This is a genomic window from Paenibacillus rhizolycopersici (genome assembly GCF_014947195.2).
GTDB classification, from domain to species: domain Bacteria; phylum Bacillota; class Bacilli; order Paenibacillales; family Paenibacillaceae; genus Fontibacillus; species Fontibacillus rhizolycopersici.
Genome location: NZ_JADCNN020000025.1, coordinates 1 through 12,630, shown reverse-complemented (window position 1 = coordinate 12,630; position 12,630 = coordinate 1). Strand labels below are relative to the sequence as shown.

The following is a 12,630-nucleotide window of genomic DNA, read 5'->3' as shown; positions in this document are numbered from 1 at the left end:
ATCTCTCTCCCTTATTCCATCGTTAATCTCTCGCCGTCCTTGGACGGCAACGTCATACTTTCCTCTGTGTCCCGCGCAGTCCGCTTCGCGCTACGGCCGCTCCTTCGGACGACCCGGCCTCGGACCTTCTGCCCCGCGATGCCGATCAATAGAATCAGCAGCAAAATCAACGCGATCGTCCCGCCGGGCGGCATATCCAGGTAATATGAAGCGGTTAACCCGCTGAAAATCCCCGTCAGGCCCGCGGCGACCGAAATAGCAATCGCTGCGGCAAACCCGCGGGCCAGCCGCAGCGCAAGCGATGCCGGCAGGACGATCAGCGAGGACACCAGCAGCACGCCGACGACCGGGATCGCCGCCGCCACTGCCATCCCGGTAAACACCGCGAAGGAGAACGACAGCCACTTCACCGAAACCCCGCCGATTCGGGCGGTTTCTTCGTCAAAGGTCAGACTGTACAGCGGTCTCCGCAGCACGGCGAAATACGCGGCACCAACCAAGGCAACGCCGGCCATCAACGCCAGTTGGGTGTCGCTCACCGCTACGATTGAGCCGAACAAGTACGCGCTGAAGCTTTGGCTCAGGCTGCTACGCAAGCTCATCAGCACGACGGCGAGCGCCAAGCCCGAGGTCATGACGATGGCGACTGGCATCTCGCTGTATGCCCGGTAGCTCTGGCGCAACTGCTCGATCAGCAGTCCGCCAAGGATGGCGGCGGCGAAGCCCGCGACGGCCGGGTTCCACCCCAGCACGGCTCCCAGGGCCACGCCGGCCAGCGAGACGTGGGACAACGTATCGGCCAGCAGCGCCTGGCGCCGCAGCATCAGGTAGACGCCGATCACCGGAGCGATGCTTCCGATCAAAGCGCCTGCCCAAAACGCACGCTGCATGAATGCGTAGTCAAACATTGCCATTCCTCACTTTCCTGTTGCTCCAGGGAAATCAGGCGGTCCAGATACGCCTCCGCCTCCTCCGGGCCGTGAGTTACCATGATGACCGTCAGGCCATGCTGGTCCGCCATATGCCGCAGCAGCCGATAAAATCCTTGCCGACTTTGCCGGTCCATGCCCGTCGTCGGTTCGTCCAGAACCAGCACCCGGGGTTGCCCGGCCAAGGCCCGGGCGATGCAGATGCGCTGTTTTTGTCCGCCCGACAGTTCCCCAATTCTTCGGTGGCGGTGCTCCCACATCCCCACCTGCTTCAAGCTGCGTTCGACGAGCTGCCGCTCCTCCGCGCCAAACCGCCGAAACAGGCCGAGCCGGGGATAACACCCCGACTTCACCAGCTCCAGTACCCGGCTTGGAAACCCGCTGTTAAACGCGGCAACTTGCTGCGGGACGTAACCCACGTTCAGCCGTCCGTCGATCAGCGCTTCTTCGTTGATTCGCACGCTCCCGCTCCATGGTTTCAGTAGACCGAGCAGCAGCTTAAGCAGCGTCGTTTTGGCCGCGCCGTTCGGCCCGGTAATACCAATAAACTCGCCAACCCCGATTTCGAGAGACACTCCGTCGATCACCGGCTTTGTACTATAACCAAACACGACGTTTTCCATCGTTGATAAAATCATGGTACCTCTCTTCTTTAAAGCGTAATTATTACGATTAACAAAGACGACAAATCGCCCCTCAACGGTTCGAGGCTTTATTAACGCGTCTCCCGATGAATCGTATATTTGCGCAGCCGCGGTGAATACTTCCGCAGCTCCAGCCGCTCGGGGTGCGTCTTCTTATTCTTTGTCGTCGTATAGTTGCGATCTCCGCACTCCGTGCAGGCCAGCGTAACCACTACTCGCATGTCTTCCCCTCCTTGTCTTTGGCATTTATCCGGCGTCGGCCGATTCTTCCGCCGAAATCCACGGCAGCGGATTCGGGAAGGCCGCCCAGTCCAACTGCATTTCTTCGTCGCTTAACAGGCAAGCGTCGAGCTCCCGTTCGATCCCGGAGCGGTCCATTTCGATCCCGATAAACACCAGTTCGTTGATCCGGTCGCCCCAAGCCTCGTCCCACCTGCGCCGCAATTCGGGCTCTTCGGCAAAGAACTCCTCCCGCTGCCAATCGGGCAGCGAGGCCAGCCAATAACCAGCCGGACCAAATTGGATCGACGGCCCTGCCTGACTTAAATTCGCCGCCATGTCCGCATCCGTCGCGATCCAAGCCAAACCTTTGGCCCGCACCACTTCCTCCGGCCATTCGCTCATAAATCGCGCCAACCGCTCCGGGTGGAACGGCCGTCTCCGCCGGTACACGAACGAACCGATGCCGTATTCCTCCGTCTCCGGCGTATGGCTTTCCTGCTGCAGCTCCTGGATCCAACCGGCCGACTGGCTGGCTTGTTCGAAATCGAACAACCCCGTATTCAGGATTTCCTGCGGTTCCACGCGACCCATGGTTGAGCGAATCAGCTTGGCGGTAGGCTGCAGCTTGCGCAAAACTCCTTCCAGCTCGATCAGCTCTTTCTCGTCAACCAGGTCGCATTTGTTCAGAATCAGGATGTCGCACGTCTCGATTTGGTCGATCAACAGATCGACGACGTCGCGGGTATCCCCCTCCCCCGCTTGCTGCCCGCGTTCCAGGAGTGTATCGCCGGAGGAAAAGTCATGCCAGAACCGGTAAGCGTCCACCACCGTCACCAGGCAGTCCAGCTTGGCGATCTTCGTCAAATCGATTCCCGACTCCTCATCCGCATAAGTAAACGTTTGGGCGATCGGCACCGGTTCGCTGATGCCCGTCGACTCAATCAATATGTAATCGAATCGCCCCTCTGCCGCCAGCATCTGAACCTCTTTCAGCAAATCATCACGAAGCGTGCAGCAGATACAGCCGTTCGACAACTCCACCAGCCTCTCCTCCGTGCGTGAGAGGCTTCCGCCGGCGCTGATCAACTCCGCGTCGATGTTTATCTCGCTCATGTCATTCACGATCACCGCTACCTTCAGGCCCTGGCGATTGCTCAGGACATGGTTGAGCAACGTCGTTTTGCCCGAACCCAAATATCCGCATAGCACCGTAACCGGAACTTTGCGCGTTAGTTGTTCATTCAATTGGTTTCATCCCCTTTCTTGATCAAGGCCGAACATCTCATCCGTCACATCTTTAGCTTAATCGTAATAATTACGATTAATAATCCATACTATATCTTCCTTCGTTGGGCTTTGTCAACTGTAAATGCGTCTATCCGGACTAATCTATTAGCCCGGTTCTGAATTACCATGGAAAATAATAGATATGATACTGCGTTGGTTACCTAAAATGCCCATAAGGAGTTTGCCATGCATAAACATGCTCTCACCCGGATGCTGCCGATTCTTGTGCCGGCCGCTTTCGCGCTCGCCTGCCTGACGGTCATGTACCCGTCCTTGATTCGGCAGGTCCCGCTCGACGAGCTGCAAACGTTCAAAATCAACTTTCTCGGCATCTTCCTGGAGGCCCTGCCTTTCGTGCTGGTCGGAGCGTTGCTCTCCTCGCTGCTGCATCTGTTCGTCTCCGAGAACACGCTGCGCCGCTTCATGCCGAAGCATCCCGTTCCAGGCATCCTGTTCGCCTGCCTGCTCGGGTTGATCTTCCCGGTATGCGAATGCGGGATGATTCCCCTTATCCGCCGGATGATTCAGAAAGGAATGCCCGTTTACATCGCTGTCGTCTTTATTTTGTCCGGGCCGATCCTGAATCCGGTCGTGTTCGGAGCGACCTACATGGCCTTCCGCCTGTACCCCGAGATGGTGTACGCCCGGATGGGACTGGCCTTCGCCGTCGCTGCCGCCATCGGGGCGATCGTCTACCTGACCTGGAAGGACAATCCCTTAAAGCATGCCCTGTCCGCCGGTGCGGACGCGGGAAGCGAACCCCATTCCCCCGCGCATGGGGGCGGCAAGCTGGCCGCCGTGTTCGTGCATGCCGCAGACGAAGTGTTCGAGATGGGCAAATATTTGCTGATCGGCTGCATTCTGACCGCAGGCATCCAATCGTTCGTCGCCCATGAACAGCTCGCGGATATCGGCGGCGGCCCGGTCAGCAGCTACCTCTTCATGATGGGTTTCGCGTTCCTGCTGTCGCTTTGCTCGACGTCCGACGCGTTCGTGGCTTCCGCCTTTTTGCCGACCTTCTCCGGCGGTTCGCTGCTTGCTTTTCTTGTATTCGGGCCGATGCTTGATTTCAAAAACCTGCTGATGCTGCTCTCCGTGTTCCGCACGAAATTCGTCCTGTACATCTCTTTCCTGATCTTTACCCTCGTGTTCACGGGGGCGGCGTTAACCGGCACGCTTTGGCTGAATCCGTAGCCTTGGAGACACACCCCCATCTCGATTGATCGCACCTGAAAGGAGGTTGTTAGCTGCATGAACTATCCTCGACTCATTCGCCGGCATTATTTGGCCAGATCGCTGATCCTGCTTGGATTGGCTCTGTTCATCGCCCATCTGGCCCGGTCGGGAGCCCTGCATTATTATATCGGCCCCCGCATGGAGCCGTTGATTCGATTCTGCCCGATTCCGCTCGCCGTCATGGCGGTATGTCTTGCCTACCAGGCGCTGTTCCAGCCGTCTTCCGCCCTCTGCGACTGCGAGCGCCCGCTTTCCGTATCCAGATGGAAGAACGGAACGGTATACGGCTTATTTCTGCTCCCGCTGTTACTCGGGACCTTGCTTCCCAATCAGGCCCTCGGCAGCTCGGCTGCAGCCAAAAAAGGGATGAGCCTAACCTCTCCCCTGCTCGCCTCTGAACGGCTGGAAGAACTCTTCCGGGCGCCAGACCCCTATAACGTTGAATTCGCCGAATTGGCCAAGCGGCTTTACCCGCAGGCTGTCGTCGAGGTGAAACCGGAAATCTTCTCCGAAACGATCGGGGCGATCGAATTGTTTGCGGAAGAATTCCGCGGCAAAAAAGTCAAGCTGAGCGGATTCGTTTACCAGGAACCGGGGCGCCAGGACGGGCAAGGCAACGCGGGGGAACTGATCCTCGGGCGGTTTCTCGTCCTGTGCTGTACCGCGGATTCGGCCCCGTTTGGCCTCGTAGTGACTTCTGATCAACCGCTCGAAGGATTAGCTAAAGATACTTGGCTTGAAGTAGAAGGAGTCATCGAACCGCAAATTCGCCAGGGTAAAGCGATCATTACCGTTAAGGCGGAGCGTATTTGGGAAATTCCAAGGCCCCAAACGCCCTACGTCTACCCAAGCGAGGATTCGGTGAAAGCGTGGGAGAACCTGTCGGAGGCGGAACCGGCAAAATAACCGGCGGATAACGAGGCCTGGAGGAGAGGACAAAGTTTAGCGGACATAAGCATCTACGCCGTTTTCTTCCGGGCTTGGAGTACCGCTGCGAACCACCTCCACGTACACGCGGTTCGGCACGCAAATGATCGTTTCCCCAGGCCGGGAGATGAAGCCCATCTGCATGGAGATTTTTTTCGGACAATCGGCATAGACCATTTGGATTCCCCCGTCAAAAACTTTTAAGGTATTGTGGCCGTATTCGCTGTGGATCTCGATCGTCTCCTCCCCACCGCCAAGGGGCACGCTGCGGAACGATTCGCCGTCTACTTTGATTTCGGCGCGAAGCGTGGCCGGATCAACCGTCTCTCGGCTCTCCAACGCCTGGCGCAGGAGGAGCCACGCCGAACCCAACAATACCAGAAACACGATCAGCAGAACGTCGCCCCGCTTCATTTTAAGCATATTCATCCATCCTGTCCTATGCATTAAACGTAATGTTTACGAATAAGTATATCTTAAAAACTAGTCTTTTCTTTGTCAATGACCCATTCCGAAAGGAGAAATTTGCCCGATGAATATGGCGATGAAAATACCGGTAGTCGTCCTCAGCGGATTTCTAGGCAGCGGCAAAACGACCCTGCTGATCAAGCTGCTGGAGGAGGCGGCCGCACGTGGGCTTAAGCCTGGTGTTCTAATGAACGAGTTGGGCAAAAGGGATATTGACGGTGAGCTGATCTCCCGCTCCACTTCTACCCGATTTCCGTTGGAGAAGATGCTGGACGGCTGCATCTGCTGCACCAAAAAAGACGAAATCCAAGCCGCCCTGACCGGTCTGCTTCAACAAGACCCTGACCTGTTGCTGCTGGAGCTCACCGGGGTGGCGAACCCCGAGGAAATCGTCGAACAGTTGGCCGAGCCCGGTCTTCTGTCCAAGCTGTACCTTCACCGTGTCATCACCCTCGTCGATGCTGAACATGCCTTGGAGTACAACAGTCTCTTCGCTTCGGACAAACAACTCGTTCGTACGCTGCGCAGCCAGCTGTCCGCCGCCGATGATCTGATCATTAACAAAACCGATCTCATCCCGCCGGTTCACAGCGGCAAAGTCACCGAAATGGTCCGCAAATATAATGCCGAGGGCCAGGTTCATTACGCCGTCAACGCCAATATCCCACTCGCCTCCCTCTTCTCGACGATCCGACCGGTATCGCGCCGCTTACCGCAGGTTACCGCTGCCGCAGGGAGTTCCTCGCGGGGAAGCCGTTCCCCGTTTCAGATCGTCCAGCCGCACCAGCACCTACCGGCTACTCCCACTTCAGCGTCCGGTGGGGAGGCTCCCACCTCCTACAGCCGCATCAACACCATCAGTTTGCCGATCCGCGAACCGTTGCAAATCCCCGTATCCAAGCTGGAGCGTTTCATCAAGAAGTGGAGCCCCGGCCTGCTTCGGGCCAAAGGTTACGTGCGTTTCTCCCAACCGAAGAAATCAGCCTACCTGATGCAATACTCCGGCAAGCGGTTCAACTGGGAAGCGATGGATTATGACGGACCGCTGTATCTCGTGCTGATCGGTTATCGTCTTCCCGAGCCATTGATCGCCGAGGAATGGGCAATGCTCCGTTGATTGTTGCAGCCTCTATATGACCGATGTCGCATCATCACCTAAACATTTCCAGATACAATAGAGAGGATATCGAAATCGGTCGAATGGGAGGGTACGTGATGAGCACACTCATCGTTTATGCAGGAAAATACGGCACAACGGAAAAGTGCGTCAAAACCTTGGCAACCAAGATCAACGACCCCGTGGAAATCCTTAATTTACGGCAGGAAGCCGTCCCCGATCTGACAGAGTTCGACAGCGTCATCGTTGGAGGATCGATTTACTTTGGTCAACTTCAGCAGGCCTGCCGGCAATTTTGCCGCGATCATTCCACCGAACTCATGCGAAAGAAGTTAGGCTTGTTTATCTGTTGCGGAACCTTTGAGAAAACCGAAGACTTCCTAGACGCCTCCTTTCCGGCGGACCTGCTGGAGCACGCTACGGTCAAAGCCGGATTCGGCGGCGAACTCAGCCTCAAACAAATGAGTCTGTTCGACCGGTTCGTGGCAAGAATGGTCTCGCGTGCAGCACGAAAGGAAGGGCGGGCGCTTCCAGCGATCCGCTGGGATGAAGTCGAGCAATTCTCAGCGGCGATCAATCGGCAGGTAGTGTAAGACTATAACGCCGATGCAAGATGCAAAAAGGCCGTTCCTCCACGTCATCGTTTGACGCGGGGAACGGCCTCTTTATTAACCTGTTATTATTGATTTTGGCTGACGACGAGATTCACGAGAATATCAAGCTGTTTCTCCAGATTCAGTCCGTCCACCATCCAGAACTCTTTATAGTTCAGCGGATACACGTGGTTTTTTTGAACCGCAGGGATATTTTTCCACACCGGTCCATTCATCACTTCTTCAGCACGTTCCTTCCCGCCGTCCGGCTCATACACCGTCAGGAACATGTGATCCGCGGCATATTCCGGAACAACCTCCAAGGAAATGTCCGCGCCCGTGGTCGAGAATACTTCTTTCTCGATCTTCTCCTGTGGCTTTAGACCAAACATTTCATACAGGTTATACCCGGCATCCCGGGTTTTCGGCCATACCCAGAAATTTTTCGCCCAGATCGAATAGGTTCCGACGGTTTCGTTCGGACCGATGACCTCGCTAAGCTTGGCTTTAGCGTCTTCGGCTTTTTGCTTGTACCGGGTTATGAATTCCTCCGCTTGCTGTTCGCGACCCAGCATCTCGCCGACCGTCTTCACTTCCTCCAGCGGATCGATGCCTTCCCAGCCCGCTGTCGCGAGCGTTACGACCGGAGCGATTTTTTTTAATTGCTCCACGATATCGGCCGGCGTGTAAGTCGGCACAATAATCAGGTCAGGTTGAAGCTCCAGCACCTTCTCGACCGAGATATCTCCGACGTTTTCTACGCCCTCCAGCTCCTTGCTCAACAGCACCGAATTGTCCAATGCGAGCGAGCCGGCACCGATCGGCTTCACGCCCAGAGCAAGCAGGTCACCCAGGTGCGTAACCGACACGATCCGCTCTGGATTCGTTGGAATTTCTACCTCTTGCTCGGTGAAGTCCTTGTAGATTTTCGTAGCAGCTTGTCCTTCAGCGGTATCGTTCGCTCCGTTGCCGGATTGCGTATTGCCCGTTGCGCCGTTGTTCGACGCGGTCGCATCATTTGCCGAGTTACCGCCATTTTGGCCGCAGGCCGCGAGGACGACCGTCAGCAGCAAGACCGCCGCCAAAGTGAGAAAACGGTGTTTGTAAACCTTCATTTGTAGTGTTCCCCCAATTTCCATTGATAATGATTATCATTATACATAGACTGGGTCAAATAATCAAATCTTTCGCCAAAAAATAAAGGATCTTCCCAAGCCATCACCCAAATGGCTTGGAAAGATCCCGTATATGTTGCGGTTGCCAGCTTACTTGCTTACTCTCTTACGATCGTAATCCAACCGTCCGCATCGAAGCTCACCGTTGCTCCAAGCGCTTCCGTCAGGAAACGCAACGGTACATAGGTTGAGCCGTCCTTGTGCACAAAAGCGGGCTGGCTGAGCTGAACAACCTTGCCGTCCACCGTCGCTTGTTTCGAGCCGACCTTCAGGACGATCTCCTTGCCTGTAAGGTCATCGATTACGACCAGTTGGCCGGAGCCCGGTGTCCATTTCACTTCAGCGTCAAATTGCTCGGACAAATAGCGTAGCGGCACGAAGGACGTACCGTTCTTCGTGATGACTCCGTAGTAATCGCTTTGAGTATCCAGTACAACCTGTTTATGACTCAGTTGGAAGTCTTCTTTGAGCAATTTGTACAGCGGCGCGACATCCTTAAAGTTACGTAATATTTGCCCCGGGGTTGGTTCTGTTTCAATCACGTCGATGACACCCTCACGCGTATCCACTTGATCCGCAGTTACCGTCCCGCCGATGTTCCACATTTCACTGTCGCTGCGCACCTTGATCGCAGAGATCGGAAGATCCTCGGAAGCCGGAAGCGCTACGTTCAATTCCATCGTTTGCTTGCGGATGTTCAGCTTGCCGTCGAAATAAAGATCCAGCTTCAGCACCGTATCTTTCCCGAACACGGTCGCAAGCTCCGGCGTATCGGCGAACAAACCGGCTACCTCTTCGTCATAAGAGGCAAGCAGCTCTTCAATCCCTTGCTGAAGCTCCTTGTACAATTCGTCCACGGCTTGCTTCTTCGTTTCCTCCGCCAGCTCCGGCGTGAGTTCCGCATCCTCCGGAAGGTCTTCCAGCGTACCAAGGAACGGCGTCAGCAAATCGTAGTAACCCGCGATCAAATCCTTAAGTCCTTGCTCATCCTTCACCGCACTGGCAAGAAACGGCTTAATCAACCCGAATAACTCATCGCCGCGCACTTCCGCATGAAGGTTGGTCAAGCTCAGCGTTTCCCCGTTCACCTGCGAGGAGGTTTGCTTCACGGTCAGGACCGAAGGATTGGGGAAATGCTTCAGAACGAATTCCGCCAGTTTGACGGAAAGCTCCTGCGCTCCGGCTTCCATAGAGCTCATATCCGCTAGGCCGGGAATGGTGGCCGTCTGCTGGGATATGTATAACGGCTGCTTCGCGCCTTCAACCTGCAGCGCAATGCCCTTATCGTCCATGGCGAAGAGGAATGGAATCTTCTCCCCCTTCAATCCGACAGAGCCTTTCATCGAAAGATGTTTGGTATCCTGCACCTTCGCGCTGTCGATATTCAGGGAGAATGAATTAATGAGATCAATTGCTTTTTGATCTTCTGCAGTCAGCTTTGCCGATGCAGCCGGAATAACCTCGACGGTAACCGTCTGCTTCGACTCGCTACTCGTTGTCTTCACGCTGCTTGCCAGCGCTTTGGCCACGTCAAACCCGCCGACCGCCTGGCATCCTGTTAGCGCTACCAGTAGCAGCGCCAGTGGAATGGCCAGCCATTTAATTTTTCGCATGCTATACCCTCCTTTAGTTAATCTCTTCCATTATCGGTTAGTTCCGCTGGTTTGTGAACCAATAATTCCTTCTTTTCGTTAAAAAATCGTTGATGTGACCGCCTGTCTTCTCTTCCTTTACGAACAAAATATGCTATAATGGGCTTTGTGCCTGGGGCCTTAATCCCAAGCGCTTATGAATTGAAGAAGAAGTCCATGCTCTCCCCCATTGGGGCGCATGGGAGAGGTTCGAGAACTCCCTCTATAAAAAACTATAAGTGCCCAGCCTAGATTTGGCGGGTTCTTTCGTGCCTGCATACTCGTTTGCTTATTCGCACCGAGGCGCAGCGCTAAGGAACGCCCTGTCGGTCGAACGGGCTTGTTTTTTTGTGACCAGTTCAAGAACTCTCTTTCTTCTGCCAATGAGCCGGAAAGCCACGCTTTCCCGCTTCACTATTCAAGAAGACGGAGGGTTTTTTATGCTTAAAAATGAAAAAGCGGTTGTAGTGTTCAGCGGTGGTCAAGACAGCACCACCTGCCTGTTCTGGGCCATTCAGCAGTTCGGCGAGGTTGAAGCCGTGACCTTTGACTATGGCCAACGCCATAAGTTGGAAATCGACTGCGCGAGATCCATTACCACCGAGCTGGGGATCAAGCACACCGTGCTGGACATGAGCTTGCTCGGCCAATTAACTCAAAATGCTTTGACTCGAAGCGACATCGCAATCGAGCACCAGGAAGGCGAGTTGCCCAGCACGTTTGTGGACGGCCGCAATCATCTCTTCCTTAGCTTTGCCGCCGTGCTGGCTAAGGGCGTAGGCGCCAAGCATATCGTCACCGGTGTCTGCGAGACAGACTTCAGCGGATATCCCGATTGCCGCGACGTGTTCGTCAAATCGCTAAACGTGACGCTGAACCTGGCGATGGATTACGAGTTTGTGATTCATACCCCTCTCATGTGGATTGATAAGGCGGAGACCTGGAAACTGGCCGATGAGCTTGGAGCCTTCGAGTTCGTCCGCGAACGGACGTTGACCTGCTATAACGGCGTCATCGGCGACGGTTGCGGCGAATGCCCGGCCTGTAAGCTGAGAAAGGCCGGACTGGATAAATACTTGCTGGAGCGCCAGGAGGCGAATATGAAATGAACCGAACACCGGGAGAATTCCGCATCGTCGAAGCACTTCAGAAGCTGGGCCAGGACATCGGCCGGGACCAGCTGCGTTACCACCGCCGCCGGGTGCTGGTCAGCAAGGAGTTCACTTTTGATGCGGCACACCATTTACATGCTTATGACGGTAAATGCAAAAACTTGCACGGCCATACCTACAAAGTGGTGTTCGGTATCAGCGGTCGGCCGGACGAAATCGGCATGACCGTTGATTTTGGCACGATCAAGGAGATCTGGAAGAACGAAATCGAAGGGTACCTGGACCACCGTTACATTAATGAAACACTGCCGCCGATGAATACGACCGCCGAGAATATGGTGGTATGGCTGTTCGAGAAGATGGAGGAGGCGTTGCAATCCGAAGCCTACCGGAATCCGGTGCTTGAAGGCCGGACGGAGTTCGTCCGCCTCTACGAGACGCCGACCAGCTACGCCGAAGCAAGACGGGAGTGGATGCGGGATGAGTAAAGAGAATTCTGCTTCTGCACATCTCGTTGCACCGGAGTTATCCGTGTTTGATCAAGAAACTAAGGATACCCGCCAGCTACCGATCCCCGTCCTGGAAATCTTCGGCCCCACCGTTCAAGGCGAAGGCATGGTCATCGGGCAAAAGACGATGTTCGTCCGCACCGCCGGCTGCGACTACCGTTGCGTTTGGTGCGACTCGGCCTTTACCTGGGACGGCAGCGCGAAGGACATGATCCGCCGCCTGACCCCGGCCGAGATTCTCGGCGAGCTGCGCGAAATTGGCGGCAACCGATTCGCCCACGTCACCTTGTCCGGCGGCAACCCTGCCCTTCTGCCGCAGCTCGCCGGCCTGGTCGAGCTGCTCCACGCCGAAGGCATCGCCGTCGCGGTCGAAACCCAAGGCTCGCGCTGGCAGGACTGGCTGGCCGCGGTGGACCAGGTGACGTTGTCGCCGAAGCCGCCTAGCTCGGGCATGGACACCGACTGGGGCGTGTTGGACGACATCGTCACCAAGCTGTCGGCCCGGCCTCACCCGCTCGCCGTCAGCCTGAAGGTCGTCGTGTTTGATGACGACGACCTGGATTATGCGAAGCAAGTGCACAGCCGATATCCAGCTGTACCGATGTATGTGCAGGTCGGCAACCCGGACGTGAAGCGGATGGACATCCAGGAACATGCGTCCGACCTGCTGCACCGCTATGAGGCGCTGATCGACAAAGTGGTCGCCACGCCGGACCTGAACGACGTTCGGGTGTTGCCGCAGCTGCACGCCCTCGTCTGGGGCAACAAACGCGGCGTGTA

At 55.7% G+C, this 12,630-nt stretch carries 14 protein-coding genes and 1 riboswitch; of the genes, 7 read left to right on the top strand and 7 right to left on the bottom strand.

Translation table 11 applies throughout. The features are described from left to right. Positions 1-11 precede the first annotated feature (11 nt). From IM700_RS19925 to IM700_RS19910, 4 genes are all read right to left on the bottom strand, one after another. Positions 12-914, bottom strand: coding sequence for a metal ABC transporter permease (locus IM700_RS19925; RefSeq protein WP_193415450.1), 903 nt, complete (start codon positions 912-914; stop codon positions 12-14). Beyond that, the gene (locus IM700_RS19920; RefSeq protein ID WP_193415451.1) at positions 860-1,567 is read right to left on the bottom strand and encodes a metal ABC transporter ATP-binding protein; all 708 of its coding nucleotides are present in this window, start codon (positions 1,565-1,567) and stop codon (positions 860-862) included. The genes IM700_RS19925 and IM700_RS19920 overlap by 55 nt, the downstream gene beginning before the upstream one ends. A gap of 77 nt (positions 1,568-1,644) precedes the next feature. Continuing rightward, positions 1,645-1,794, bottom strand: coding sequence for a 50S ribosomal protein L33 (gene rpmG / locus IM700_RS19915; protein ID WP_059046469.1), 150 nt, complete (start codon positions 1,792-1,794; stop codon positions 1,645-1,647). Between the two features lie 25 nt (positions 1,795-1,819). Further along, positions 1,820-3,040: a GTP-binding protein gene (locus tag IM700_RS19910; protein WP_193415452.1), complete on the bottom strand. Its 1,221-nt coding sequence runs from the start codon at positions 3,038-3,040 to the stop codon at positions 1,820-1,822. A 228-nt stretch (positions 3,041-3,268) separates the two neighbouring features. Between IM700_RS19910 and IM700_RS19905 the strand changes: the two genes are divergently transcribed. Together IM700_RS19905 and IM700_RS19900 are read left to right on the top strand one after the other, a co-directional pair. Continuing rightward, on the top strand, positions 3,269-4,276 hold the full coding sequence (locus IM700_RS19905) for a permease (RefSeq protein ID WP_155607582.1): 1,008 nt from the start codon (positions 3,269-3,271) through the stop codon (positions 4,274-4,276). 57 nt (positions 4,277-4,333) lie between these two features. Further along, positions 4,334-5,224 (top strand): TIGR03943 family putative permease subunit, encoded by an 891-nt coding sequence (locus tag IM700_RS19900; protein WP_193415453.1) that lies wholly within the window; start codon positions 4,334-4,336, stop codon positions 5,222-5,224. Positions 5,225-5,260: 36 nt separating this feature from the next. Here the strand turns inward: IM700_RS19900 and IM700_RS19895 are convergent, their stop codons facing one another. Continuing rightward, complete coding sequence (locus IM700_RS19895; RefSeq protein ID WP_193415454.1) at positions 5,261-5,668, bottom strand: NusG domain II-containing protein; 408 nt, start codon at positions 5,666-5,668, stop codon at positions 5,261-5,263. 109 nt (positions 5,669-5,777) lie between these two features. Here IM700_RS19895 and IM700_RS19890 point away from each other — a divergent pair, with 109 nt between their 5' ends. Both IM700_RS19890 and IM700_RS19885 read left to right on the top strand, forming a co-directional pair. Then, positions 5,778-6,830, top strand: coding sequence for a CobW family GTP-binding protein (locus IM700_RS19890; protein ID WP_193415455.1), 1,053 nt, complete (start codon positions 5,778-5,780; stop codon positions 6,828-6,830). Positions 6,831-6,928: 98 nt separating this feature from the next. Further along, a complete protein-coding gene (locus tag IM700_RS19885) occupies positions 6,929-7,423 on the top strand; it encodes a flavodoxin domain-containing protein (protein ID WP_167521265.1) in 495 nt (164 codons plus the stop codon). An 86-nt stretch (positions 7,424-7,509) separates the two neighbouring features. Here IM700_RS19885 and IM700_RS19880 read toward each other — a convergent pair whose 3' ends face one another. Then, the gene (locus IM700_RS19880) at positions 7,510-8,538 is read right to left on the bottom strand and encodes an ABC transporter substrate-binding protein (RefSeq protein ID WP_193415456.1); all 1,029 of its coding nucleotides are present in this window, start codon (positions 8,536-8,538) and stop codon (positions 7,510-7,512) included. A gap of 158 nt (positions 8,539-8,696) precedes the next feature. Beyond that, positions 8,697-10,211: a copper amine oxidase N-terminal domain-containing protein gene (locus IM700_RS19875; RefSeq protein ID WP_193415457.1), complete on the bottom strand. Its 1,515-nt coding sequence runs from the start codon at positions 10,209-10,211 to the stop codon at positions 8,697-8,699. Positions 10,212-10,428: 217 nt separating this feature from the next. After that, positions 10,429-10,472, top strand: a riboswitch (PreQ1 riboswitch). A 197-nt stretch (positions 10,473-10,669) separates the two neighbouring features. Here IM700_RS19875 and queC point away from each other — a divergent pair. From queC to queE, 3 genes are all read left to right on the top strand, one after another. Further along, positions 10,670-11,338 (top strand): 7-cyano-7-deazaguanine synthase QueC, encoded by a 669-nt coding sequence (queC, locus tag IM700_RS19870; protein WP_193415458.1) that lies wholly within the window; start codon positions 10,670-10,672, stop codon positions 11,336-11,338. After that, entirely contained in the window at positions 11,335-11,829 is a 495-nt protein-coding gene (gene queD, locus IM700_RS19865) for a 6-carboxytetrahydropterin synthase QueD (protein ID WP_193415459.1), read from the top strand. The genes queC and queD overlap by 4 nt, the downstream gene beginning before the upstream one ends. A 127-nt stretch (positions 11,830-11,956) precedes the next feature. Then, on the top strand, positions 11,957-12,630 hold a 674-nt coding region (gene queE / locus IM700_RS19860), incomplete at its 3' end, for a 7-carboxy-7-deazaguanine synthase QueE (protein WP_239484085.1).

Coding starts and splice junctions, on each gene's coding strand:
- IM700_RS19895 (WP_193415454.1), bottom strand. CDS start 5,668: ATGCTTAAAATGAAGCGGGGCGACGTTCTGCTGATCGTGTTTCTGGTA.
- queD (WP_193415459.1), top strand. CDS start 11,335: ATGAACCGAACACCGGGAGAATTCCGCATCGTCGAAGCACTTCAGAAG.
- IM700_RS19885 (WP_167521265.1), top strand. CDS start 6,929: ATGAGCACACTCATCGTTTATGCAGGAAAATACGGCACAACGGAAAAG.
- IM700_RS19875 (WP_193415457.1), bottom strand. CDS start 10,211: ATGCGAAAAATTAAATGGCTGGCCATTCCACTGGCGCTGCTACTGGTA.
- rpmG (WP_059046469.1), bottom strand. CDS start 1,794: ATGCGAGTAGTGGTTACGCTGGCCTGCACGGAGTGCGGAGATCGCAAC.
- IM700_RS19900 (WP_193415453.1), top strand. CDS start 4,334: ATGAACTATCCTCGACTCATTCGCCGGCATTATTTGGCCAGATCGCTG.
- queC (WP_193415458.1), top strand. CDS start 10,670: ATGCTTAAAAATGAAAAAGCGGTTGTAGTGTTCAGCGGTGGTCAAGAC.
- IM700_RS19920 (WP_193415451.1), bottom strand. CDS start 1,567: ATGATTTTATCAACGATGGAAAACGTCGTGTTTGGTTATAGTACAAAG.
- IM700_RS19925 (WP_193415450.1), bottom strand. CDS start 914: ATGGCAATGTTTGACTACGCATTCATGCAGCGTGCGTTTTGGGCAGGC.
- IM700_RS19880 (WP_193415456.1), bottom strand. CDS start 8,538: ATGAAGGTTTACAAACACCGTTTTCTCACTTTGGCGGCGGTCTTGCTG.
- IM700_RS19890 (WP_193415455.1), top strand. CDS start 5,778: ATGAATATGGCGATGAAAATACCGGTAGTCGTCCTCAGCGGATTTCTA.
- IM700_RS19905 (WP_155607582.1), top strand. CDS start 3,269: ATGCATAAACATGCTCTCACCCGGATGCTGCCGATTCTTGTGCCGGCC.